The organism is Bradyrhizobium sp. G127 (assembly GCF_021502575.1).
GTDB lineage: Bacteria > Pseudomonadota > Alphaproteobacteria > Rhizobiales > Xanthobacteraceae > Afipia.
The window spans coordinates 1,042,133-1,066,171 of sequence record NZ_JAKFGN010000002.1 but is presented as its reverse complement, the minus strand read 5'-3'; the positions used below and the strand labels follow the sequence as shown (position 1 = coordinate 1,066,171).

Below are 24,039 nucleotides of genomic sequence, written 5' to 3'. Positions count from 1 at the left end.
GAGGGTTGGGGGGAGGGGCTTCTTTACCGAAGTTGCCCCTCACCCGGAGACTTCGCCTCGCTCAGTCTCCGACCTCTCCCCGTAAACGGGGAGAGGTGAAAGACGAACTGCGGGCTAGCGGATATTGCCTAAACCTCCAGCCATTCCTTGCGGATGGCCTGGTTGGCCTTGAGGTCGGCGGGGGTCCCTTCGAACACGATGCGGCCGTGGCCCATCACGTAGACACGGTGTGAGATGCGCATCGCAATCGACAGCTTCTGTTCGACCAGCAGGATCGCGACGCCGCGCCTGGCGATCTCCGCGATCAGGTCGCCGACCTGATGCACGATCAGCGGCGCAAGACCTTCGGTCGGCTCATCGATCATGATCAGTTCGGGATCACCCATCAGCGTGCGGCAGATGGTGAGCATCTGCTTCTCGCCGCCGGACAGCACGCCGGCCGCGGTGTCGGCGCGCGCCTTCAGGTTCGGAAACATCTCCAGCATGTCTTCGAGCTTCCACCTGCCCGGACGCTTGGTGTCCTTGACGCCGAGCAGCAGGTTCTGCCGCACGGTGAGGCCGGGGAAGATGTCGCGATTTTCCGGCACGTAACCGAGACCGAGATGCGCGATGCGGTAGCTCGGCAGTCCGGCGATGTTCTTGCCCTTGAAGGTGATGACGCCGTGCGGTGGGACTTCGCCCATGATCGCCTTGACCGTGGTCGAGCGGCCGACGCCGTTGCGCCCGAGCAGGCTGACGACCTCGCCGGCGCCGATATGCATATCGACACCCTGAAGGATGTGGCTCTTGCCGTAATAGGCGTGCAGGTCCTGAACTTCCAGCATCACGCCGCTTCCTCGCCGAGATAGGCTTCCTTGACCTTCGGATTGTTGCGGATGTCCTCAGGCGTTCCGGATGCGATGATATTGCCGTAGACCAGCACCGAGATGCGGTCGGCGAGGCCGAACACCACGCTCATGTCGTGCTCGACGATCAGCAGGGTGCGGCCTTCGGTGAGGCGGCGGATCAGCGCCACCGCCCGTTCGGTCTCGGCGTGGCTCATGCCAGCCGTCGGCTCGTCAAGCAGGATCACGTTCGCGCCGCCGGCGATGGTGATGCCGATCTCGAGCGCGCGCTGTTCGGCGTAGGTCAGGAGGCCCGCCGGCACGTCGCGCCGCGAGGTGAGGCTGATATCCTCCAGGATCTGCGCGGTGCGCTCGCGGACTTCCGGCAGCTTGTCGATGCTCTTCCAGAAGGCGTAGCGCTGTCCGGTCGCCCATAGCACGGCGCAGCGCAGGTTTTCCCACACCGTCATGTTGGCGAACACGTTGGTGACCTGGAACGAGCGCGACAGGCCGCGCCGGTTGATCTGGTAGGGCGGCAGGCCGACGATGGACTCGCCGCGCAGCAGCACCTCGCCGCTGGTCGGCATCATGTAGCCGCTGATCAGATTGAACGTGGTGGATTTGCCGGCGCCGTTCGGTCCGATCAGCGCGTGGCGTTCGCCCTGTGCGACGCTCAGGTTGAGGTCGCGGATCACCTTGGTGACGCCGAAACTTTTCTGGACGTCGCGGATTTCGATGGCGTTGGGTTTCACGTCTGTCGTCATGCGGCCAGTCCCTTCGCGCGCGCGGCGGTCAGCGCCTCATCCCACGCATGCGCCACCCGTTTCCAGGTCATGCGCGCGACGAAGAAGCCGCCGACGACCAGCACCAGCGAGATCATCCATGTCACCGGGCTTGCGGCATTGAACGGAATGCCGAACGCCTTGATGTTGGGATCTTCCATCGAATTCATCGTGTAGTGGACGATCGACTCGATGCCGAGCATCAGGCCGATCACCAGCGCCAGCGTCGGAACGAAAGCAATGACATATGACGGCAGGACCTTGCCGAGGGTGCCGCCGCGGATCAGCGGACGGTGCATCATCAGCAGGCCGGTAATGCCGCCGGGGGCGTACATCACGATGGCGATGAACAGCAGGCCGAAATAAAGCTGCCAGACGGTGGTGAGATCGCTGAGGCCGAGCGACAGCAGCGTGACGAAGATGGCGCCGACGATCGGGCCGATGAAGAAGCCGACGCCGCCGATATAGGCCGCGAACAGCACCGTGCCGGACTGCACCGCGCCGAGATAGGCCGAGTTGGCGATCTCGAAGTTGATCGCGGCGAGCGCGCCCGCGATGCCGGCGAAGAAGCCCGAGAAGCAGAACGCGATGTAGCGCACCACATGCGGGTCGTAGCCGACGAACTGCACGCGTTCGGGGTTGTCGCGCACGGCGTTGCACATCCGTCCGAGCGGGGTGCGGGTCAGCGCGTACATCGCGATCATGCAGACCAGCGTCCATGCCGCCACCAGATAGTAGATCTGGATCTGCGGGCCGAAATTCCAGTCGAAGAATTTCAGCAGCTTGGTGCGGTTGGCGGAAATGCCCGCTTCGCCGCCGAAGAAGGTGCGCAGGATCAGCGCCGAGGAGGCGATCAGTTCGGCGACGCCGAGCGAGATCATGGCGAAGGCGGTGCCGGAGCGTTGTGTCGATACCCAGCCGAGCAGGGCGGCGAACACCAGTCCCGTAATGCCGCCGATCAGCGGCACCAGCGGCAGCGGGATCGGCCACTTGTTGCCGCCGATGATGTTGATGGCGTGAATAACGAGGAAGCCGCCGAGGCCGTAATAGACCGCGTGGCCGAACGACAGCATGCCGGTCTGGCCGAGCAGGATGTTGTACGACAGCGCGAAGATGATCGAGATGCCGATCAGGCTGAACGTGGTCAGCGAGCCGCCGGACGAAAAGACCTTGGGCAGCAGCAGCAGCAGGATCGCGGCTGCGGCCCAGAGCCCGTAGAACTTGAGTTTTTCCCTGGCGGTCGGCGGTGGCGGAGCCACGCGTGCGGTAATGTCGGTCATGTTTCACGCGTCCCCAAAAGACCCATCGGGCGGAACGCGAGGATCAGTACGAGCAGCACATACGGCAGCACCGGCGCGACCTGCGCAACCGTGACGTTCCAGATGTCCGACAGCCAGGTGGTTGCATAGGCCGGGCTGAGCGGGCCGAACACTTCCGAGAGCGAGCCGTTCATCGACACCGCGAAGGTCTGGACGAAGCCGATCAGCAGCGATGCGATGAAGGCGCCCGGCAGCGAGCCGAGCCCGCCCACCACCACGACCACGAACAGGATGGGTCCCAGAAGACCGGCCATGTTCGATTGTGTCACCAGCGCGGGGCCGGCGATCACGCCCGCCACGGCGGCGAGCGCTGTGCCGACGCCGAACACCAGCATGAAGATGCGTCCCACGTTATGGCCGAGATGGCCGACCATGTGCGGATGGGTCAGCGCTGCCTGCACGATCATGCCGATCCGGGTGCGCTTCAGGACGAGCAGCAGCGCAATGAAGATGGCGATGGAAGCCAGCAGCATGAACATCTTGTAGGCGGGATAGTTGGTCGAGAAGATCGTGAACGCCGGGAAATCCAGCGCGGGCGGCACGCGGAAATCGACCGGGCTCTTGCCCCAGATGATCTGCACCACTTCCTCGATGGCGAAGGCCAGACCGAAGGTGAACAGCAGTTCGGCGACATGGCCGTTGCGGTGAACCCGGCGCAGGCCATAGCGCTCGACGGCCGCGCCGATCAGTCCGGCGAGCAGCGGCGCGATCACCAGTGCGGGCCAGAACCCGACCCAGCGGCTGATCTGGAATCCGAAGAAGGCGCCGAGCATGTAGAAGCTCGCATGCGCGAAGTTCAGCACGCCGAGCATGCTGAAGATCACCGTCAGGCCGCTGGCCATCAGGAACAGCAGCATGCCGAACAGGATGCTGTTCAATGTGGAGATAACGATCAGTTCAAGCACGGCGCAGCACCTTGCCTCAAACGAGGGACGACTTTGGCTTCACCTCGTCCCGCGTACGGGGAGAGGTCGGATTGCGGAGCAATCCGGGTGAGGGGCTCTATGACGGATCAGATGAAGTTGCCCCTGACCCCAAGCCTCTCCCCGCGAGCGGGGAGAGGGGGATTGCATCGACGATGCCGGTTACGGGCGGGTCATCTTGCAGGTGGTCGGCAGGACGGTCTTGTCGGCGTCGATCTTGGCGACGACCTTCCAGCCCCAGCCGGTCTTCTCTTCGTCGAACGGCTCCTTGTTCTTCATTTCGCCGAACTGGGCGACATACATCGGCTGGAAGAACTGGTGATCGTCCTTGCGCATGAAGCCCTTGCCGCCGGTGAAGACGTTGAAGTCCATGCCTTCGAGGGCCGCTGCGACCTTCACGGGCTCAATCGACTTGGCCTTCTCGGCTGCCAGCGCCAGCATCCGCATTTCGTTGGCCGCGCGCGGGTACCAGAAGGTCTGGCCGTTGTACTTCGCCCGGAACGCCTTCTCGAACTCGACCGATTCCTTGTGGTCGATGTTGGCGACGCCTTCGACGATCGTGTAAACCTGATCGTTGAGGTTGCCCTGCTTGATGGCGGTAGGGCCACCGGCTCCGCCCGCGTAGTAAGTGTACCAGCCCACCTTGAGGCCGGCGTCGGCGGCGGCCTTCAGCAGCAGCGCGAAGTCCTGGCCCCAGTTGCCGGTGATCACGGTGTCGGCGCCCGATGCCTTGATCTTCGCAATGTAGGGCGCGAAGTCGGTGATCTTCAGCAGCGGGTGCTTTTCATCGCCGACGATCTCGATGTCGGGACGCTTTTCCTTCAGCATCGCGCGCGCGGTGGTGCGCACGGATTCGCCGAACGAATAGTCCTGATTGATCAGGTACAGCTTCTTGATGCTTGGGACGCCCTTCATATAGTTGGTGAGGGCTTCCATCTTGATGTCTGAGTTAGCGTCCCAGCGGAAGTGCGCGAAGCTGCACTTGTCGTTGGTGAGGATCGGGTCCACCGCGGCGTAGTTGAAGTAGAGCACTTCCTTGCCGGGGTTGCGTTCGTTGTACTTGGTGACGAAGTCGCTCAGCGCGCCCGCAACCGAGGAGCCGTTGCCCTGGGTGAGGTAGCGCACGCCGGAGTCGATTGCCTTCTGCGCCTGGATCAGGCTTTCCTGCGGATTGGTCTTGTTGTCGAGCGGAACGATTTCGACCTTCTTGCCGAGAATGCCGCCCTTGGCGTTCAGCTCTTCGGCCAGATACTGGAAGGTCTTGAGGCCGATTTCGCCGACACTGGCGCCGCCGCCCGACAGCGGATCGATGTAACCGATTTTCACGGTCTCCTGCGCGAGAGCAGTTCCGCACAGCGGAAACGCAAAAGCCGCAGCCAACACTAATTTTCGCATGATCTTCTCCCTGAATTACCGACGGCTTTTGTGAGCGCTTGAGTATGACCTCAACGCACCCCTGCCATTCATTTGTGGATTGTGGGCCAAGGCCGCGGGACTCGCAAGCCCGGTCTTGAGCCCGCACCGGGAATGCTTAATGTGCGCTCCGTAAAAATGGGCGGGGCCTCCCATCGTTTAACTTGCATTGACACGGCATACCCAGCATATGCCGCTGCGGGATGTTGACTGTTTTTTAGTCGGTGCGGCGAAAGCGATGACGGAAGTGTGTACGGCGGCAAGCGGCGCGTTTTTATGCAGGATTGCAAAGGCGGCGCTTGTGAGCCGGGGGCGTGTAGTGGCCGGTGACCGTCATGCCGTTTGACCTGAAGGGCAAGCGCGTTTTTGTCGCGGGCCATCGCGGCATGGTCGGCAGCGCTTTGGTGCGCCGCCTCGGCCGCGAAGGCGTCGACATTCTCACCGTGCAGCGAAGCGAGGTCGACCTGCTCGATCAGGCCGCGACCAACCGCTGGTTCGCCGCCAATCGTCCGCAGGTCGTGTTTCATGCCGCCGCCAAGGTCGGCGGCATCGTCGCCAACAACGACCTGCGCGCCGAGTTCATCTACCAGAACCTGCTGATCGCCACCAACGTCATCCACGCCGCCCATGTGCACGGCGTTGAGAAGCTGCTGTTTCTCGGCTCCTCCTGCATCTATCCGAAGCTCGCCCCGCAGCCGCTACGCGAGGATTCGCTGCTGACCGGCACGCTGGAGCCGACCAACGAGCCCTATGCGATCGCCAAGATCGCCGGCGTCAAGATGGCGGAAGCCTATCGCAGCCAGTACGGCAGCGACTTCATCAGCATCATGCCGACCAATCTCTACGGCCCCGGCGACAACTATCATCCGCAATACAGCCACGTCGTCGCGGCGCTGATCCGCCGTTTCCATGAGGCGAAGGAGAGCGGCGCGCGCGAGGTGGTGGTGTGGGGCACCGGCACGCCGCGGCGCGAGTTCCTGTATGTCGACGACATGGCCGACGCCTCGATCCATCTGATGAAGAACTATTCCGACGGCAGCCTGATCAATGTCGGCACCGGGGAGGATATTTCGATCGCCGATTTCGCCCGCGTGGTGGCGAAGACCGTGGGCTACACCGGCGCGATCGCGTTCGATCCGACCAAGCCGGATGGCACGCCGCGCAAGCTGCTCGATGTCGAGAAGCTCGCGAAAACCGGATGGCGCGCCTCGACGTCGCTCGAGGACGGCATGAAGCGCGCCTACGCCGCATTCTTGCGCGAGCACGGCAAGCCGTAGGCTGCTGCAGGTTCCGCTCGGGAGTTTTTGCCGCATCGGGGAACGTGCATTCGCCTCCATCGTTGGCTTCACAGGTCACGAAACGATGGAGGCAACAATGGCTCAGGACGCACGTGAAACATCCACCTTGATCGGCAGCGACAAGGTCGACGGAACCGCGGTCTACGGCGCGGACGGCGACAAGATCGGGTCGATCGAGCGCGTGATGATCGAAAAGACCACAGGCAAGGTGTCGTATGCCGTGCTCAGCTTCGGCGGATTCCTCGGCATCGGCGACGATCACTATCCGCTGCCGTGGTCGTCGCTGAAATACAACGTCGAACTCGGCGGCTATCAGACCATGATTCCGGTTGAAAAGCTGAAGGGCGCGCCGAAATACGCCGACGAAAGCGAATGGGACTGGAGCGGCACGCGCACCAAGGGGCTGGGCGACTATTACGGCGTCGCGATGTAGAGTGCCGGGACGTTCATGGGCGCACCGGATGTGCGGTGCGCCCGTCTTTCCGTGCGGAGCCATGACCGACAGCTACAATCTCGAGCGTTTCGTCGCCGCGCAGGAGCAGGTTTATCCGCGCGTGCTGTCCGAACTGCAAGCCGGCCGCAAGCAGAGCCACTGGATGTGGTTCGTCTTTCCGCAGATCGAGGGCCTCGGACACAGCGCGATGGCCCAGCGCTATGCCATCGGCTCGCTTGCCGAGGCCGTGGCCTATCTCGCGCATCCGGTGCTCGGGCCGAGGCTGCGCGAATGCACGCGGCTGGTGAACGCCGTGGCGGGCAATAACATCACTGCGGTTCTTGGCCAGCCGGACGACATGAAGTTCAGATCGTCGATGACGCTGTTTGCGCGGGCGACCGCGGACAACGCGGAGTTCGTCGCAGCGCTGAAAAAATACTTCGGGGGCGAGGAAGATCCGGCGACAGCCGCGCGGCTTTAAGTGATGATGCCGCCATGAAGCAGACGCCGGTTCATGCGACCAGGGTAGAGACCATTGCCACGTCGGTGCTCACCGTGCCGACGAAGGGCGAGGGATTTGTCGACATCACCCGCGAGGTCGCGCGATTCCTGAAAGAGACCGGCGGCCAGAATGGCTGCGTCGGTCTATTCATCCGCCATACCTCGGCATCGCTGACCATTCAGGAAAATGCCGATCCGGATGTGCTGGCTGATCTCATCACATCGTTGCGGCGGTTCGCGCCGGTGGACGGCGGCTGGCGTCACACAGTGGAAGGTCCGGACGACATGCCGGCCCATATCAAGACCATGCTGACCTGCACCAACCTGCAAATACCGGTGATCGGCGGATCGCTCGCGCTCGGCACCTGGCAGGCGGTCTACTTGATCGAGCATCGCGCGCGGCCGCACAGCCGCGAGGTGGTGATGCAGTTCATGGGGAGTTGGGGCAGAGTCTGAATACCAATCGTCATTCCGGGGCGCGAGCTGTTGCGAGCGAACCCCGAATCCAGAAGTTGCTTCCGATACTCTTCGAGATTCCGGGTCGGTGTGCTTCGCAAACCGATCCGGAATGACGGGTTGAAGAAATTAACCCGCCGCGCTGGCGGTCCGGCCCTCGGTCTTTTTCTTTTTCGGCTTCGGCAATGTCGCGGACGTGCCGATCACGTCGTTGCGCGCAAGCTCCGCGATCTCGGCGTCGCTCAACCCGAGCACGCCGCGCAGCACTTCATCGTTGTGCTGGCCGAGCGTCGGCGCGAGATGGACGATCGGGTAGGGCAACTCGCTGTCGCCCTCGCGATAAGCCACCGACGGCAACAGATGCGGACCCATGAACGGCCGGTCGCTCGGCTGCCAGTGGCCGGTCTTCAGCAGATGCGGATCGGAGGCGAGATCCTGCGGCAGCTTGGCGATGCCGGCGGGAATGCCGGCCGCCTGCAATGTCACCATCGCGATGTCGGGACGCACGTCGGCAAGCCATTGCCGGATCGCGACCTCGATGCGGTCCTCATGGGCGCGGCGTCCGTCGATCGACGCCAGCGCAGCGTCATTGGCGAGGTCCGGCCGGCGCATCACGCCGCACAGCGCGCGCCATTCGCCGTCGGTCCGCGCGGCCAGCGTGATCCACTGATCGATGCCGAGCGTCGGGAAGCAGCCGTTCGGCACATAGTGCGGATGACGATTGCCGATGCGCGGACTGGTCTTGCCGGTGGCCGACTGTTCGAGGATCGACGGCGCCACCATCGGCAGCATGCATTCGACCTGGCTGAGATCGATGTGCTGGCCTTCGCCGGTGTGTCTCTGATGCATGAAGCCGAGCAGCAGCGCCGCCGCCGCGTTCAGCCCGCCGACCGGATCGCCGATGGCCGCATGCAGCATGACGGGCGGATCGTCGGGGCCGCCCGTCACCGATGGCAATCCGGACGCCTGCTCGAGCGTCGAGCCATAGGCACGCACGCCGCTCCATTTTCCGGTCATGCCGAACGCCGGCATCGTCACCACCACGAGGCGCGGATTGATTTTTAGAATCTCGTCGACGCCGAGGCCGAGCCGCGGCATCACGTCGGCGGCGTAATTGTCGATCACCGCGTCGGCGTCCTTCATCAGCCGCTTGAGCAGCGTGAGACCGGCTTCGGATGTGAGGTCCAGCGTGATGCCGCGCTTGTTGCGGTTGTTCATCTGGAACCAGTAGGTTTTTTCGTAGGTCCGCTCCTCGTGATAGGGCGGCCGCGTGTCGGTGCCGCGAAACCAGTCGGGATACTGGCAGGACTCCACTTTAATAACGTCGGCGCCGAGATCGCCCATCTGGCGCGTCGCGGTGGGGCCGGCCCAGCCCATGGTGAGATCGATGATGCGCAAGCCCTTCAGCGGCAGCGCATCCTGCGGCGTCGCCGCGCGTGTCGCGTTTCGCTTGTGCGCGGGCAAAGGCGTGTTGTCGTCCGCGCCGGCCAGCGGCGCGCGCCCGTTCGGTTTTGGTTTCGCGCGCGTGAGGTGTTGCGGCAGCACAGGGCCTTCGAACGATGCAGCGCCGATCTCGACAGTGCCGAACGCGCCGCGGCTGCGATGCACCTCCTGTTCGAGCAATTCCTGCATGTCGGGCACGATGGCGAGCGGCAGCCGCAGTTCGATGCCCTTCTCGAACCAGTGTTGCGCGGTCTGCGTCAGCAGCGCCGGGGTGATGATGGTCTTCAACGCATCCGCATGATGGAAGCGTGCAATGGTGGTGTTGTAGTTCGGATCGTCGGCAAGCTCCGGCATGTCGAGCAACGTGCAGAACGCCGTCCATTGCGCCGGAGTCACCACGGTGACGCCGAGCCAGCCGTGTCTGGTCTGAAACGCGCCGCTCGGATAGCCGCGCCCGAAGCGGTTGATCCCGGCGCGCGGGCGGGTAAACCCGGCTTCCAGCGCGAGGCCGGTGTCGAATTCGCTGATATGCAGCAGCGCTTCGAGATTGTTGACCGCGAAGCGCCGCGCGCCGTGGGCATGTCCGTAGAGTCCGGCGAGGCTCGGAATGAACGCGGTCAGCCCGCCCATCACGCCGATCTGGCCGTCGCGCGGCAGCACCGGCGGCCCTTCGACCGGACCGACCAGTTTTACCAGCCCGGCAAGGCTGCGGCAGACGGAATCGGTGGCCTGATAGTTGCGATAGGGGCCGTGTTCGCCGAACCATGAGATCGCGGTGACGGCGAGGCCGGGATCGGCCTTGCGCAGGCGGTCATGCGAAATCAGCGACGCCTTCACCTCGTCGGGATGCCGCGCATCGAGCAGCAGGTCGGCCCCGGCGAGCAGGGTGAGAATCTTGTCCGCGCCTGCCGTCGTTTCGGCATCGGCGGTGACACTTTTCTTGTTGGTGTTGAGCCACGCGAAAGTGAGGCTCTCGCGCTGTCCGCCGCCGGCATCGGCCAGCGGGGCGACACGCCGCGCCGGATCGCCGCCTTGCGGTTCGATCTTGATGACCTCCGCGCCGAAATCCGCGAACAGCTTGCCGCAATAGCCGAGCGTGTCGCCCGATCCAAGTTCGACGACGCGCAGGTGGGAAAGAGGGAGAGACGGCATTTCGACCCTGTGTGTTTTTTCACAAGGTGCACGATCCGGTTCAATCGCGCAATCGTCACCGGGTTGTCCCCGCGAAGGCGGGGACGACATCGCGTGGAAAGCGCAAACAAATTCGAGTCGTCATGGCCGGGCTTGACCCGGCCATCCATCTTTTTAGAGATGCATTTTTTGAAGAGGATGGATCACCGGGTCAAGCCCGGTGATGGCGACTAAATTTGTCGAGCCACCCGCGGCGGATTTTTGTTCAGCGCCACCGCCATCGCGCTGATCAGCGGCTTCATGAAGAACGAGTCGTTGGCGGGATAGATGTCGGTGGTAAGGCCGTTCGCGCTCAGTTCGTCAGAGACCACCGGGCCGACCGAGGCAATCGGCGTCTGCGCCAGTCCCACGCGCAGCTTGTCCTCGCAGCCGTGGGCGCGCGCCACCTCGATCAGACGCCGCACCTGTCCCGAACTTGTCAGCGCGATGGCATCGACGCGGCCCTGCGCCATCTCGTCGATGGCGGCGACGATGTTGGTCTCCGCCGCCTCACCGTCATAGATGTAGGGCAGTACGGTCTCGACGCTCGCGCCGAGTGACGTGATCGCGGCAATCAGTTTGCCGTGATCCTTGTCGGGATAAAGCTGCAATCCGACGCGGTGGCCGTTGAGGTTTTCCTTCGCCAGCATCGCGGCGACGCCCTCCGAGGTCGGCGTCTCGGTCTGGACGTTTGCTTCAAGGCCGATCTCGCGCAGCGCGCGCACCGGCTTCGGACCGCGCGCGTATCGTTTGGCCTTGCCGATGGCGGCGATGAAATCCTGATCGACGCCGATGCGTTGCGCGACTTTCATCATCCGGCGCAGGCCTTCGCCGGTCATCAGCACCAGATCGTCGAAGGGTTTTGCGATGAACAGCCTGATCCACGCCTCGACGGGGGCGGGGTCCGGCGCGTCGTGGATGGTGAACATCGGACATTGCAGCACGTCCGCGCCCTGCTCGGAGAGCAGGCGGGAAAACTGCGCTTCCTCGCGCGTCTCCAGAATTAGAATTCGGTAACCATCAAGTCTGCCAGCCATAGGACCCTTCGGAGTGCCGTTTCAGCGACGAAAGTTGCATGAATACCGGCAGATTATGACCGCTCGCTGGCGAGGACCAGCCTGTTCTGCTCAGGATTGGCGAAAGTTGCGCATGAGTGCTAGAGGAGGGCCACATCCCGCCTCCAGATCCCCCAAGATCCTGCCCCCCATGTCTGCACAGCAATTCGTATTGACCCTGTCCTGTCCAGACCGTCCCGGCATCGTGTCGGCGGTCTCGACCTTCCTGTTCGCCAACGGGCAGAACATTCTCGACGCGCAGCAATACAGCGACATCGAGACCGGAAAATTCTTCATGCGGGTGATGTTCGATTCGCCTGCGACAACGGCGGACCTCGCCACGCTGCAGGCCGGGTTCGGCGTCATCGCCAAGCCGTTCGAGATGGCGTGGCAGTTGCGCGACCGCAGCGCGCATCACCGCGTGCTGCTGATGGTGTCGAAATTCGATCATTGCCTCGCCGACATTCTTTATCGCTGGCGGCGCGGCGAACTGCCGATGATCCCGACCGCGATCGTCTCCAATCATCCGCGCGAGACCTACAGCGGGCTCGATTTCGGCGATATCCCGTTTCACCATCTGCCGGTGACGCGCGCCACCAAGGACGCGCAGGAAGCCGCGGTCTGGAAGATCATTCAGGACACCAGGACGGACCTCGTGGTGCTGGCGCGCTACATGCAGGTGCTGTCGGAAGACTTCGCCGGCAAGCTCAGCGGGCGCTGCATCAACATCCACCACTCGTTCCTGCCGGGCTTCAAGGGCGCCAAACCCTACCATCAGGCGCATGAGCGCGGCGTCAAGCTGATCGGCGCGACCGCGCATTACGTCACCAGCGCGCTGGATGAAGGCCCGATCATCGAGCAGGACATCGAGCGCATCAGCCACCGCGACGCGCCGGACGATCTCGTGCGCAAGGGCGCCGACATCGAGCGCCGCGTGCTCGCGCGGGGCATACGCTATCACCTCGAAGACCGCGTGATCCTCAACGGCCTCAAGACGGTGGTGTTCACGGATTAAAGCCGGTTCGGGCATGACGATGCAGAGATCAAGACCACCTTTCCGCGCCGATCATGTCGGCAGTCTGCTGCGGCCGCAGCGGGTCAAGGAAGCGCGCGCGAAGTTCCAGAAGGGCGCCATTACCGCCGCCGAACTGCTGCGCGTCGAAAATCTCGAAATCGGCAAGATCGTGCAGAAGCAGAAGCAGTCCGGCTTGCGGCTCGCCACCGACGGCGAGATGCGCCGGGTGTGGTGGCATTTCGATTTCCTGAAACATCTGGCGGGGTGCGAACTTCACAAGACCGAGGGCGCGGTGGTCGCGGGCCGGGTCACCAGCGGTGAAAGCATTCGCGTCACCGGCAAAATCGATTTTCCCGACAAGCATCCGATGATCGAGCACTTCAAGCTGCTCAAGGACCGCTGCGATCTCGCCGGCGTCGTGGCGAAGATGACGATCCCGTCGCCGTCGCTGCTGCATTATCGCGGCGGGCGGGCTGCGGTCTCGGAACAGGCCTATCCGAACATCGACGACTTCTTCGTCGATCTGGCGAAGACCTGGCGCAAGGCCGTGCAGGCGTTCTACGACGCGGGATGCCGCTATCTGCAATTCGACGACACGGTATGGGCCTATCTCTGCTCGGAAGACCAGCGGGCCAAGCTGAGGGCACGGGGCGAAGATCCCGACAGCCTGCCGGCGGTCTACGCCCGCGTCATCAACTACGCGATTGCCGAACGGCCCGCCGACATGACCATCACCACGCACGTGTGCCGCGGCAATTTCCGCTCGAACTGGATCGCGTCGGGCGGCTACGAGCCGGTGGCGGAGACGCTTTTGGCGCGCGTCAACTACGACGGCTATTTCCTCGAATACGATTCCGACCGCGCCGGCGGGTTCGAGCCGCTGCGCTTTCTGCCGAAGGGCAACAAGGTGGTGGTGCTCGGCCTCATCACGTCGAAGACCGGCGCGCTGGAGAAGAAGGACGACATCAAGAAGCGATTGATGGAGGCGGCGGCGCTGGTGCCGCTCGATCAGCTCGCGCTGTCGCCGCAATGCGGCTTCGCCTCCACCGAAGAAGGCAACATCCTCACCGAGGACGAGCAATGGGCCAAGCTGCGGCTCACCGCCGAGATCGCGACCGAGGTGTGGGGCAGGTAGCGCGAATCTGCGACCTGCAACATCGGCTCGCAGATTTTTGAACACCGCAACCGCATTTCCAGGGGTAGAAGTCACCCGAACAGGAGACGCAGGCAACATGTTGTGCGACACGAACGTGGCCGCTGGCCGGTGCCATTGCGGCGCAGTGCGTTTCGAGGCGACACTCAGTGACGGCTTCAGTTCGATCCGGCGCTGCACCTGCTCTTACTGCCGGATGCGAGGCGCCGTCGTCGTCATGGCGGAAATGGGCGGGATCAAGATCCTGCAGGGCGAGGATGTGCTGACAACGTACCGCTTCCATACCGGATCGGTGCAGCACTTCTTCTGTTCTCGCTGTGGAATATATACGCATCATCAACGGCGATCTAACCAGAATCTGTATGCCGTCAACGTGGCGTGTCTGGACGGGATAAGCCCGTTCGATTTTCCCGAGGTGCCGGTCATGGACGGCGTCAATCATACGAACGACACCGGCCAGCCGACGCGTCAGGCGGGCACGCTTCGCTTCATCCCGGCTGACGAAGTGTCGCTGCACGACTAACGTTGAAGCAGACCGCCTCGACCTTCGACTCAATCGTTGCCGTCTCGATTCCCAGCCTAGTGCCCGCTCATCACCAGCGTCTTGACTGGAAGCAGCAGCGCCTGAATCCGCAGCAGCATCGCATGCACGATGCCGACGGCATCCACGGCGTGCAGCCAGATGCGTTTCGATGTGCCGGTCTCCTTTGCGGCGATCACGTCGTGGTTGCTGGTGTAGGCGTTGGCGATGCAACTGCTGCCAGGGGTGACGCCCTCGAGCCCGCCCTGATAGATCGGCTCCATGAAGACGAGAATTGAACCCGGCCTCAACGTCTGCTGGGCTTCGAGCAGTTGTTCGCCGCCGCGGAACTGGCCTGCCGCGATGTAGTCCTGCACGCTCGTGATCACCATCGGGATCACGGTCCACGGCTTCGAGATGCAGGTGGCCTCGGCCACCATCCCGACCTTCATGACCTGCGCTTCGATCTGGCCGAACCCGGCAGCCAGCGCGCGCCGGCCTGCGCCTTCCGGAATCAGGACGCCGGCCGATCGCATCATCGGATTGACGACATCGCCCGGCCGCAACGTGAACTGTTCGACACGGCCGGCGACGCCGGCGCGGATCGAGGTCTTGTCCAGATCCACCTGAGCTTCGGCAAGCGCCGCCTGCGCGCTGGCCTTCTCCGCTGGCAGCAGGGAATTGACGCGGGCCATCACCGATTGCTTCGAGGCGGTGACGGCATCGAGCGTGCCCTGTCGTCCGGTCAGGATCACGTCCAGCTTTTCGATGTCGCGCTGCGGGACGATGCCGGGATTGCGCTTTTGCAGGTCGCGCTTGACGTCGAGTTCATCGGAGGCCTGTTGCAGTGAACTTTTGGCTTCCTGAATCTGCGCGTCGGCTTTCAAAACATCCGCCTGCGCCGCCACCAAGGCCGCGTCGATCTCGGCGATCTTGCGCCGTGCGGTTTCGAGTGCAGCTTCCTGCTTTGCGCTGTCCAGCTTGAAGAGGACGTCGCCCTGTTTGACGGGGGCGCTGAAATCCGCGTGAACCTGCGATACGCGTCCAATGGTCTCCGGCACGATCGGAACGGTTCTGTAGTACAGCGTCGCGCTGGTCGTGGACGGGTGGAAATAGAAGATCACGGTGATCAGGGCGACCGTCAGCATCACGCAGGCGGTGATGCCCCATCGCAGTTCATACCAGACCGAGAACAGCGTGATCTCCTTGCCGAACCGCTTTCCCTGCGCATAGCGGCGGTAGAGATAGTCGGGAAACACCGTCAAAAGCGAGCAGAGGATCAGTTCAAGCATGACCCTGCACCTCGGTCTTGCCGACGGGAGTTTTCATTGTGTCGGATACATCGGCGGGAGCGGCGTGCGTCGACGCCTGCACCGGCGGCTCGGATGGATCGGGGGCGGGCGGAATGCCGGCCATCTTCTGCACCGAGCCCGCAATGCTGCGCAGCGGCGTGCTGAAATCGGGCAGGTCGACCATCGCGAGAAACAGCCCGATCACCCAGAACAGATGATTGTGCGTAAACAGCGCGAGCAGACAGAGCACCGCGACGATCTCGAACTGCAGCTTCTGCGACTTGTGCGCCATGCGCTCCGGCAGCGAATGGATCTGAAGATAGATGTTGCCGACGAACAAAATGGCCGCCACGAGAATGACGCCCACGGCCACCATCAGAATGTCGGTGTCACCGGGCGCGGTGATAAAGCCAGGGAGATGATGAGGGGCGGCCGGATGAAGTGACTCGCTCAAAGCAGCCTCCATTCCGAGACAATGGTGCAGTGAACAAATTTTCGGTCAGTCAATCGGCAATGGTTCGATCTTTGCACACGGCGGCAACTTGGCAAGCGCAAGATCGGCTGCGCTGGTCAGAGGACACAGATTGATCTGGAGAGCCGTTTGCCGTCCCACGGCCTGAACTTGTTCATCTGCCGGCAATGGGCATCGGCGATGATGTGCCGGGCGTGGCATCTCGGCTGTGGGCTGCGCGCCGGATTGCCGTCACCATTGCGCCCTTTGCAGCGAAGTCCGTCACCATTTCGCCTTTGCCGGCGAGCCGCCATTAATGACGTGTTCCCGCCGCTCCGGGGATGGTCAGCGCCGCCGCGACATGGCGCAGCTTGTCGGGATTGCGGGTGATATAGATCTCGGTGATCTTGCCGTCCTCGATCGCGAACGCCGTGGTCTGAAATACATTGTCGCGCTCGTAGCTGACATAGCCCGGCAGTCCGTCGATCCGCATCGGCTGGAACAGGTCCGCCGCTGGCCGCATCCGCAGCTTGCGGGTGAGGCCTTGGTACAGACGCAGCGCGCGCTCCAGTCCGATGATCGGATTGCGGAAGGCGATGACCTTGCCGCCGCCGTCGGAGCGGATCACGACATTCTGCGCGAGGATCGCGCGCAAGGCATTGGTGTCGCCGCTGCGCGAGGCGATGAAGAAGGCTTCGGCGATACGGCTGCCTTCGTCGCGCGCGACGGTATAGCGCGGCCGCGCCTCCTGCACATGCTTGCGTGCGCGGGCGGCGAGCTGGCGGACAGCGGCGGGATCGCGCTCGACCGTCACCGCGACTTCATCGAGCGGCACGCCGAACACATCGTGCAGCAGGAAGGCGGCGCGCTCCAGCGGCGACAGCCGTTCCAGCGCAAGCATCAGCGTCAGCGTGAGGTCGTCCTGATCCATCTCGTCCGACTCCTCGATCATCGGCTCCGGCAGCCACGATCCGACATAGGTTTCGCGGCGTGACCGCGCGGACTTCATCACGTCGAGGCACAGTCTGGTGACGATGCGGGAAAGAAAGGCGCTCGGGGAATCGACCCTGGCGAGATCGACCTGTTGCCAGCGCAGCCACGCGTCCTGCACGACGTCCTCGGCTTCGGCCACCGAGCCCAGCATGCGATAGGCGAGACGCACCAGCCGCGGCCGGTGCGTCTCGAATATCCGGGTGCTGTCGTCAGGCAGCGGCATCGGCCTTGTCCTGCGCCTTGTCCACGGGATGGAGCGCGCGGAAGCCGACCTGCAGACGATTCCAGACGTTGATGGCGCCGATCAGCATGGTCAGGTTGACCTGTTCGCTCTCGTTGAATTCGCTCTTCAGCAATGCGTAATCGCTGTCCGGTGCGCCGGTTGCGGCCAGCAGCGTCAGGGCTTCCGTCCAGGCCAGCGCCGCGCGCTCCCGATTGCTGTAGAGCGGAGACTCGCGCCAAGCGTTCAGCATGTAAAGCCTCATTTCGCTTTCACCGCCCTTGCGCGCGTCGGTCGCATGCATGTGGATGCAGAAGGCGCAGCCGTTGATCTGCGAAGCGCGCATTTTGACGAGTTCGATCAGGTTGTGCTCGAGGCCGCTCTTCTTGATGGCAGCTTCGAGCGCCATCATGGCCTTGACCGCGTCGGGGGCCAGCTTGTGCGGGTTTTCCAATCGGGGGATCATCGGTGTCTCCATCTGGGTTGGTGTGTTGAGGTTCGTGATCGATCACGCGGCGGCGGCCGGTTGGCCGCGCAGCCATTCATCGAATGTGATGGTGCCGAGGCGTGCGCCGACGTCCGGCGTCAGCGAGCGGTCATCGAGCCTGATGCCGAAGTAGCGCGCTTCGGGATCGGTGATCACCTCCTTGCGGTCGTTCCGGACGGCGAGATAGGTCCGGATCAACTGATCCATCTGGAACGATTCCGGTCCGGCAATTTCGATCATTCCATTCACGGGCCCCGCGAGAGCGGCATCCACCACCGCGGCGGCGACATCATCGGCCGCCATCGGCTGGATTCGCGCGGACGAGACGCGGACGGTATCTCCCTTGGTTGCTTCCTGTGCGATGCCGCCGACGAATTCGAAGAACTGTGTGGCGCGGACGATGGTGTAGGGCTGGCCGGAATTCTCAATGGCGCGTTCTTGCGCCAGCTTGGCGCCGAAATAGCCGAACTCGAGCAGGCGCTCGGTGCCGACCACCGACAACGCGACGTGATGCTTTACGCCTGCGGCTTTTTCCGCCGCGAAGATGTTGTGTCCCGCCGCCTCAAAGAAGGCCATCGCCGCTGCCGTTTCAAACGACGGCGAGTTCGCCACGTCGATCACGACCTGCGCGCCTGCAAATGCGTCTTTCAGTCCTTCGCCCGTGACGGTGTTGACGCCGGTGGACGGCGAGGCCGCCAGAACCTCATGGCCGCGCTGACGCAACCCGGCAACGACTTTCGATCCGATGAGGCCCGAGCCTCCAATAACGACGATCTTCATGATGGCCTCCATGTTCATGCCGCGTTGCGGCGCTTCCGAATGCAGGCAAGGCGTTCGATGAGGCCCGCCTTGCAAGTTCGCTGTCAAGACGAGGCGGCCGGGGCGGGATGTGACATCGCCCGGAAGTTTTTTTGGACGTCAGGAGACCGGGAGCGGACGGGAACGATGGCGGCCGGTTGACGTTGGATCTCGGGGGAAGACCGTTATCAGGGGCACATTTGTGAAGATCGACCAGACGGCGACCGCAAAGTCCATCCCGTCCGCGCCGGGAACGGGAGCCGCACTCCCTGTGGCCATTATCGCCGCGCTCGTCATTACGGGCCTTTATGTAGGGCGGGAAATCTTCGTCCCCATCGCGCTGGCCATTCTGTTGAGTTTCGTTCTCGCGCCGCCCGTGGACCTTCTTGAGCGGTGGCGGCTGCCCCGCGCGGTTGCCGTGCCGCTGGTGGTGGTCGTGGCGTTTCTGGTCCTGTTCGGCCTCGGCAGCCTCATCGCCACCCAGATCACCCAGCTCGCGGAGAAGCTGCCGACCTATCAGCAAACCATGCGCCAGAAGATTTCGTCGCTGAAAAGCGCGACCACGGCCGGTCCGCTGGAGCGGGCGGCCCAGGTTCTTCAAAGCCTCGGCAAGGAATTGAACAAGCCGGAGAACAACGCGGAGAAGGAGACCGACGTCTCCCTCGCGCCTGCGCCCGAACAGCAGACGCATCCCATCCCCGTCGAGGTCAGGTCGCCGCCGCCCACCGCGCTGGAGAATGTGTCGTCGCTGATCGCGCCACTGCTGCATCCGCTGGCGACAGTGGGCGTGGTCGTCATCTTCGTCGTCTTCATTCTTTTTCAGCGCGAGGATTTGCGCAATCGCCTGATCAAGCTTGCGGGATCGAACGATCTGCAAAAAGCGACGTCGGCCATAGACGACGCCGCGAGCCGCCTGAGCCGCCTGTTCCTGTCGCAACTGGGATTGAACGCGGCTTTCGGCCTGGTGATCGGACTTGGGCTATGGATGATCGGCGTGCCGAGCGCGATCCTGTGGGGCATTCTCGCCGGCATCATGCGCTTTGTGCCTTATATCGGTGCGTTCGTCGCGGCGTTTTTTCCGCTCACGCTTGCAATTGCCGTCGACCCAGGCTGGTCGATGCTGGCATGGACCGCGGCGCTCATTCTGATCACCGAACTCCTGGTCGGTCATGCCATCGAGCCGATGCTGTTCGGTCACAGCAGCGGTCTCTCTCCTTTCGCGGTGGTGGTGTCGGCGACGTTCTGGACCGCGCTCTGGGGGCCGATCGGGCTGGTGGTCGCGACGCCGCTGACCGTGTGTCTCGTCGTGCTCGGCCGTCATGTGGAGCGCTTGAAGTTCTTCGACATCCTGCTGGGCGATCGTCCCGCGCTGTCGCCTCCGGAGATTTTCTATCAGCGCATGCTTGCCGACGATCCCGGCGAAGCTGTCGAGAAGGCCGAGGAATATCTCAAGGAGCGCACGCTCTCCGACTATTATGAAAAGGTCGCGCTCAAGGGCCTGAAGCTTGCGCACGACGACATGAAGCGCGACCGCCTGCCCATCACGCGTCTTGCCGAGATCCGCGACAGCGTTGTCGAATTGATCGACGATCTCGCGGATCAGGATGATGATGCGCGGGATGGCGACAGCAATGACACGGAGACCGAAGCCGCAATCAATGCCAGTATTGTCCCGATGCCCGAACTGCCGTTCCTGATCCGGGAGGGCCTGCCGCCCGAATGGCAGGCGGAGCAGCCGGTGCTGTGCGTGGCCGAACGCAGCGATCTTGACGAGGCGGCGGCACTGATCCTTGCGCAAATTCTCTCCAAGCACGGGTTGGGCGCGCGCGTCGCGAAGAAGGAAGATGTCTCCAGCGCGGGAATCTTTCGTCTGGACGGCGAAGGCGTCGCATTGGTCTGCGTGTCGGCGCTCGACGATGCAAGCCCGGCCTATACCCGCCACGTCGTGCGCAAACTGCGCCGCAAGATCCCGCAGGCGAAAATTCTCGTCTGTCACTGGATGGCGGAAAATGACGCGGTGACGAAAAACGCGGGCAAGGCGGACGCCATTGCGACGAGCCTCAGTGCGGCCGCGCAATATTGCCTGAACCTTGCTCAGCCGGCGCAGCCGAAGGAGGGTGACGGGATATTGCCGCTCCGTGACGCCGCCCTGCGCGTCGTCGGATAGCGGAAGCCGCGCGCGAGCCGCGACCGCTCGCCTATTTCATGCTGGCGAGAACCATCACGTCGAATCCACCCTTGTCGAGCAGCACGAGCTTGCCCTTCTGCGTGTCGACGCGCCACGATCGGATCTTTTCCAGCGTGGCGTGAAATCTGGACTCCTGCCGCATCACGGCGGCCGAGCACGCCATCCGCGTGCTGGCCATCGGCAGAAACTTGATCGCGGTGGCGTCGAAAGTCGCCGATCCCGCGTAGCGGTTGCAGCCGCCCATGCCGGTGACGATACCGTCGTCGCGGATTTCCAGCGTCGTTTGCAGCCGGTCGATCACGCCGCCGCCATCGATGTCTTCCGCCAGCCACTTGCCTGCCGGCGTTACCGGGCCGGCGAGTGCGCCGACCGTCAGCAGCGATATGAGAAGGGCCGAGGTGGCTAATCTGATGCGCATGATGCCTGTGCTTCAAACAGTGGGAAAACCCATCCACGGAGGACACGTATCCCCGTCTCAGTGGGTCGCGATGCGGCCAAATTTATAGCCGGATTCCCCCGCAAGCCCAGTTTCAATCGTGGGCAGATGATGGTAGGGAGTATCTCACAAAATAATTCTGCCCACAAATTTCAGCCCACCCGAACCCTGCCCACCGGTCTGATGAAAAACGACCAGCTCCTGGCCCAGATCTCCGAATACTGCCGCCAGGCCGGTATGGCGGAATCGACGTTCGGCCGCCGCGCGGTCAACGACGGCAAGCTGGTGCACCGGCTGCGCGAGGGCAAGCGCATTACCGTTGATACGCTGGAGCGCATTCGGGCTTTTCTCGGGGATGGCGTTCCGGTCGTCACCGTGCCTGAAGCGCCGATCGAAAAGCGCGATCCCACCGGCAATTTCCGTTTTTTCGAGAACCGGCAGAAATACCTGCTGTTCGTCCATACCTGCTCCGAGAAACGCGTGATCGCCGATCGGGTGGCGCTGGAGTTGGGGAGTATCCATCCGCGTCCGCCCGCATTGCGTGTTTTCGACGCTGGCGTGGGCGATGGCACTGTGCTGGCGCGGGTGATGCGCGCGATGCACAGCCGTTTCCCCAACATGCCGTTCTATATCGCCGGCAAGGAAATCAGCCTCGAGGACGTGCGGCTGACCCTGAACAAGGTGCCGGACCGGCTGTTCGAGCATCCGGCGACCGTGTTCGTCCTCACCAACATGAATTACGCCGAGGCACCGTGGCTGGCGCCGAAATCGCCGACCGCTGCCGCCGGCATGATCTGGCGCGAGGTTGCCCTGCGCGGTTCCTCGTCGGGCGAATTCGAGACCCAGATCGCGGATTTACAGCCGTTTTTAGAGGAAAACTGGCGCGCCGCTGTCAGCGCACGCTCCGGCATGCCGGTCTATGAGCGCCCCATCGCGCTGGTGATCTACCGGGAGGATCACCGGTTCCTGCTCGATGCCATGATTCCAAGAGCCGGGCGGGTCGAGGCCAATTTCGATCTGGTGATCGCCTCCCAGCCGTACCGCGCCAGATCGTCGCTGAATTTCCGCGCCAAGAAGATCGTCGCGCCTCTGGCCCGCGCGCTGCGCGCTGGCGGACGGCTGATCGGGATTCACTCCTACGGCCACGATCCCGGGATGGAGATTGTGCAGTCGGTTTGGCCGGGAGAAAATCCTTTCGCGGTCAGCCGCCATGAGCTACTCCGCGCCGTGAAATACGAGCTGGGATCGGCCGGGCGCGATCTTAACTTTAATGCCTATGCGGATAACCGCTCGATCTTCCGATACGATATGGAAGCTTTACCAAACGAGGTCACGGGGCCGATCGGGACCTCGACGGCCTTTGCAGCGTGGAACGCGGCGGTGTATGTCGCTCAGGTCGAAGACGACCGCCTGGACGAAGTCACGCAAAGCGGCCGGTATCTCGACGCCACCAGGGACGTGCTGCGCAGGCATAACGGTCTCTGGTTCTACGACGAGTCCTACGTCATTTCGCGGCGCCGAGATTGAAATGATTCATAGTGTTTTCGAGCGAAGTGGACACCGGTTCGCATCAAGAAAACACGGCACTAAGACGAACCCTGGTTCTCGGCCGGGGTTGGAAATTCAAAACGGGCCGACCGCGGCCCATCTGGAAGGGATTGGTTGATGCGCGCGTCTTATCTGTTCACGAGTGAATCGGTTTCTGAGGGGCATCCGGACAAGGTTTGCGACCGGATTTCGGACGAGATCGTCGATCTGTTTTTCCGCGAAGGACCCAAGGCGGGAATCGACCCATGGGCGATCCGCGCGGCGTGCGAAACGCTCGCCACCACCAACAAGGTCGTGATCGCGGGCGAGACGCGCGGACCGAAGACCGTCACCAACGATCACATCGAAGCCACCGTGCGCGCCGCGATCAAGGACATCGGCTACGAGCAGGAAGGCTTCCACTGGAAGACCTGCGACATCGAAATCCTGCTGCATCCGCAGTCGGCCGACATCGCGCAGGGCGTTGACGCCTTGCAGCCCGGCACCAACAAGGAAGAGGGTGCGGGCGATCAGGGCATCATGTTCGGTTACGCCACCAACGAGACGCCTGAGCTGATGCCGGCGCCGCTGCACTACGCGCACAAGATCCTGCGGCTGATTTCGGAAGCCCGTCACTCCGGCGTCGAGAAGGTGCTCGGCCCTGACTCCAAGAGCCAGGTCACCGTGCAGTATGAAAACGGCAAGCCGGTCGGTGTGCGCGAGATCGTGGTCTCGCATCAGCATCTGGTCGAGGATCTGTCGTCGAACCAGGTCCGCGACATCGTCGAGCCCTACGTGCGCAAGGCGCTGCCGGAAGGCTGGATCAACGGCAAGACCATCTGGCACATCAACCCGACGGGCAAGTTCTTCATCGGCGGCCCCGATGGCGACGCCGGCCTCACCGGCCGCAAGATCATCGTCGACACCTACGGCGGCGCGGCCCCGCATGGTGGCGGCGCGTTCTCCGGCAAGGACTCCACCAAGGTCGACCGCTCGGCGGCTTACGCGGCGCGCTACGTCGCCAAGAACGTCGTCGCGGCCGGGCTTGCCGACAAGTGCACGTTGCAGCTCGCCTACGCCATCGGCGTGGCGCGTCCGCTGTCGATCTATGTCGATACCCACGGCACCGGCAAGGTCAGCGAAGACAAGCTGGAGAAGGCCATCGCGGACTCGATGGATCTGACGCCGCGCGGCATCCGCAAGCATCTCGACCTCAACAAGCCGATCTACGCGCGTACCTCCGCTTATGGTCACTTCGGCCGCACGCCGGACGCCGAAGGCGGCTTCTCGTGGGAAAAGACCGATCTCGCCGACACGCTGAAGAAGGCGGTGTAAGTAACAA

Annotated in this window: 23 protein-coding genes; 10 read left to right on the top strand and 13 right to left on the bottom strand. The window is 63.1% G+C overall.

Annotated features, from left to right (window positions below; all coding sequences use genetic code 11):
- Positions 1–128: 128 nt before the first annotated feature.
- From LVY71_RS17195 to LVY71_RS17175, 5 genes are all read right to left on the bottom strand, one after another.
- Entirely contained in the window at positions 129–824 is a 696-nt protein-coding gene (locus LVY71_RS17195; RefSeq protein ID WP_235101063.1) for an ABC transporter ATP-binding protein, read from the bottom strand.
- Positions 824–1,588 carry an ABC transporter ATP-binding protein gene (locus LVY71_RS17190; protein ID WP_235101062.1) on the bottom strand — a complete coding sequence of 255 codons (765 nt, stop codon included), beginning with the start codon at positions 1,586–1,588 and terminating at the stop codon, positions 824–826. Before LVY71_RS17190 ends, LVY71_RS17195 begins: the two co-directional genes overlap by 1 nt.
- Positions 1,585–2,886: a branched-chain amino acid ABC transporter permease gene (locus LVY71_RS17185; RefSeq protein WP_235101061.1), complete on the bottom strand. Its 1,302-nt coding sequence runs from the start codon at positions 2,884–2,886 to the stop codon at positions 1,585–1,587. Before LVY71_RS17185 ends, LVY71_RS17190 begins: the two co-directional genes overlap by 4 nt.
- Positions 2,883–3,830: a branched-chain amino acid ABC transporter permease gene (locus tag LVY71_RS17180; RefSeq protein WP_235101060.1), complete on the bottom strand. Its 948-nt coding sequence runs from the start codon at positions 3,828–3,830 to the stop codon at positions 2,883–2,885. The genes LVY71_RS17185 and LVY71_RS17180 overlap by 4 nt, the downstream gene beginning before the upstream one ends.
- Positions 3,831–4,010: 180 nt before the next feature.
- On the bottom strand, positions 4,011–5,243 hold the full coding sequence (locus tag LVY71_RS17175) for a branched-chain amino acid ABC transporter substrate-binding protein (protein ID WP_235101059.1): 1,233 nt from the start codon (positions 5,241–5,243) through the stop codon (positions 4,011–4,013).
- Positions 5,244–5,596: 353 nt separating this feature from the next.
- On the opposite strand from LVY71_RS17175, the gene fcl reads away from it, so the two are divergent.
- The 4 genes from fcl to LVY71_RS17155 all read left to right on the top strand — a co-directional run bounded on the left by fcl (position 5,597) and on the right by LVY71_RS17155 (position 7,949).
- Positions 5,597–6,538, top strand: coding sequence for a GDP-L-fucose synthase (fcl, locus tag LVY71_RS17170; RefSeq protein ID WP_283842538.1), 942 nt, complete (start codon positions 5,597–5,599; stop codon positions 6,536–6,538).
- Between the two features lie 97 nt (positions 6,539–6,635).
- Positions 6,636–6,992, top strand: coding sequence for a PRC-barrel domain-containing protein (locus LVY71_RS17165; protein ID WP_235101058.1), 357 nt, complete (start codon positions 6,636–6,638; stop codon positions 6,990–6,992).
- A 61-nt stretch (positions 6,993–7,053) separates the two neighbouring features.
- The gene (locus LVY71_RS17160) at positions 7,054–7,473 is read left to right on the top strand and encodes a DUF1810 domain-containing protein (RefSeq protein WP_235101057.1); all 420 of its coding nucleotides are present in this window, start codon (positions 7,054–7,056) and stop codon (positions 7,471–7,473) included.
- Between the two features lie 14 nt (positions 7,474–7,487).
- Positions 7,488–7,949, top strand: coding sequence for a secondary thiamine-phosphate synthase enzyme YjbQ (locus LVY71_RS17155; protein WP_235101056.1), 462 nt, complete (start codon positions 7,488–7,490; stop codon positions 7,947–7,949).
- A gap of 129 nt (positions 7,950–8,078) precedes the next feature.
- Here LVY71_RS17155 and LVY71_RS17150 read toward each other — a convergent pair whose 3' ends face one another.
- Both LVY71_RS17150 and LVY71_RS17145 read right to left on the bottom strand, forming a co-directional pair.
- Entirely contained in the window at positions 8,079–10,544 is a 2,466-nt protein-coding gene (locus LVY71_RS17150) for a CaiB/BaiF CoA-transferase family protein (RefSeq protein ID WP_235101055.1), read from the bottom strand.
- A 209-nt stretch (positions 10,545–10,753) separates the two neighbouring features.
- Complete coding sequence (locus LVY71_RS17145) at positions 10,754–11,599, bottom strand: uroporphyrinogen-III synthase (protein WP_235101054.1); 846 nt, start codon at positions 11,597–11,599, stop codon at positions 10,754–10,756.
- Between the two features lie 169 nt (positions 11,600–11,768).
- Between LVY71_RS17145 and purU the strand changes: the two genes are divergently transcribed.
- The 3 genes from purU to LVY71_RS17130 all read left to right on the top strand — a co-directional run bounded on the left by purU (position 11,769) and on the right by LVY71_RS17130 (position 14,308).
- Complete coding sequence (gene purU, locus LVY71_RS17140) at positions 11,769–12,632, top strand: formyltetrahydrofolate deformylase (protein WP_235101053.1); 864 nt, start codon at positions 11,769–11,771, stop codon at positions 12,630–12,632.
- A 19-nt stretch (positions 12,633–12,651) separates the two neighbouring features.
- Positions 12,652–13,767: a cobalamin-independent methionine synthase II family protein gene (locus LVY71_RS17135; protein ID WP_235101530.1), complete on the top strand. Its 1,116-nt coding sequence runs from the start codon at positions 12,652–12,654 to the stop codon at positions 13,765–13,767.
- 97 nt (positions 13,768–13,864) lie between these two features.
- Positions 13,865–14,308, top strand: coding sequence for a GFA family protein (locus tag LVY71_RS17130; protein ID WP_235101052.1), 444 nt, complete (start codon positions 13,865–13,867; stop codon positions 14,306–14,308).
- A 56-nt stretch (positions 14,309–14,364) separates the two neighbouring features.
- Here LVY71_RS17130 and LVY71_RS17125 read toward each other — a convergent pair whose 3' ends face one another.
- The 5 genes from LVY71_RS17125 to LVY71_RS17105 form a co-directional block, all read right to left on the bottom strand.
- Positions 14,365–15,597, bottom strand: a complete 1,233-nt coding sequence (locus tag LVY71_RS17125) for an HlyD family secretion protein (RefSeq protein WP_235101051.1) — start codon at positions 15,595–15,597, stop codon at positions 14,365–14,367.
- Positions 15,590–16,051, bottom strand: a complete 462-nt coding sequence (locus LVY71_RS17120) for a hypothetical protein (protein WP_235101050.1) — start codon at positions 16,049–16,051, stop codon at positions 15,590–15,592. Before LVY71_RS17120 ends, LVY71_RS17125 begins: the two co-directional genes overlap by 8 nt.
- A 310-nt stretch (positions 16,052–16,361) precedes the next feature.
- Complete coding sequence (locus tag LVY71_RS17115) at positions 16,362–17,264, bottom strand: sigma-70 family RNA polymerase sigma factor (protein ID WP_235101049.1); 903 nt, start codon at positions 17,262–17,264, stop codon at positions 16,362–16,364.
- A complete protein-coding gene (locus tag LVY71_RS17110; protein ID WP_235101048.1) occupies positions 17,251–17,727 on the bottom strand; it encodes a carboxymuconolactone decarboxylase family protein in 477 nt (158 codons plus the stop codon). The genes LVY71_RS17115 and LVY71_RS17110 overlap by 14 nt, the downstream gene beginning before the upstream one ends.
- Before the next feature lie 42 nt (positions 17,728–17,769).
- Positions 17,770–18,528, bottom strand: a complete 759-nt coding sequence (locus LVY71_RS17105) for an SDR family oxidoreductase (RefSeq protein WP_235101047.1) — start codon at positions 18,526–18,528, stop codon at positions 17,770–17,772.
- Between the two features lie 220 nt (positions 18,529–18,748).
- On the opposite strand from LVY71_RS17105, the gene LVY71_RS17100 reads away from it, so the two are divergent.
- On the top strand, positions 18,749–20,713 hold the full coding sequence (locus tag LVY71_RS17100; protein WP_235101046.1) for an AI-2E family transporter: 1,965 nt from the start codon (positions 18,749–18,751) through the stop codon (positions 20,711–20,713).
- A gap of 31 nt (positions 20,714–20,744) precedes the next feature.
- Here LVY71_RS17100 and LVY71_RS17095 read toward each other — a convergent pair whose 3' ends face one another.
- Positions 20,745–21,152: an META domain-containing protein gene (locus tag LVY71_RS17095; protein ID WP_235101045.1), complete on the bottom strand. Its 408-nt coding sequence runs from the start codon at positions 21,150–21,152 to the stop codon at positions 20,745–20,747.
- 201 nt (positions 21,153–21,353) lie between these two features.
- Here LVY71_RS17095 and LVY71_RS17090 point away from each other — a divergent pair, with 201 nt between their 5' ends.
- Both LVY71_RS17090 and metK read left to right on the top strand, forming a co-directional pair.
- Entirely contained in the window at positions 21,354–22,697 is a 1,344-nt protein-coding gene (locus tag LVY71_RS17090) for a hypothetical protein (protein ID WP_235101044.1), read from the top strand.
- A gap of 138 nt (positions 22,698–22,835) precedes the next feature.
- Positions 22,836–24,032 (top strand): methionine adenosyltransferase, encoded by a 1,197-nt coding sequence (gene metK, locus LVY71_RS17085; protein WP_235101043.1) that lies wholly within the window; start codon positions 22,836–22,838, stop codon positions 24,030–24,032.
- Positions 24,033–24,039 lie beyond the last annotated feature (7 nt).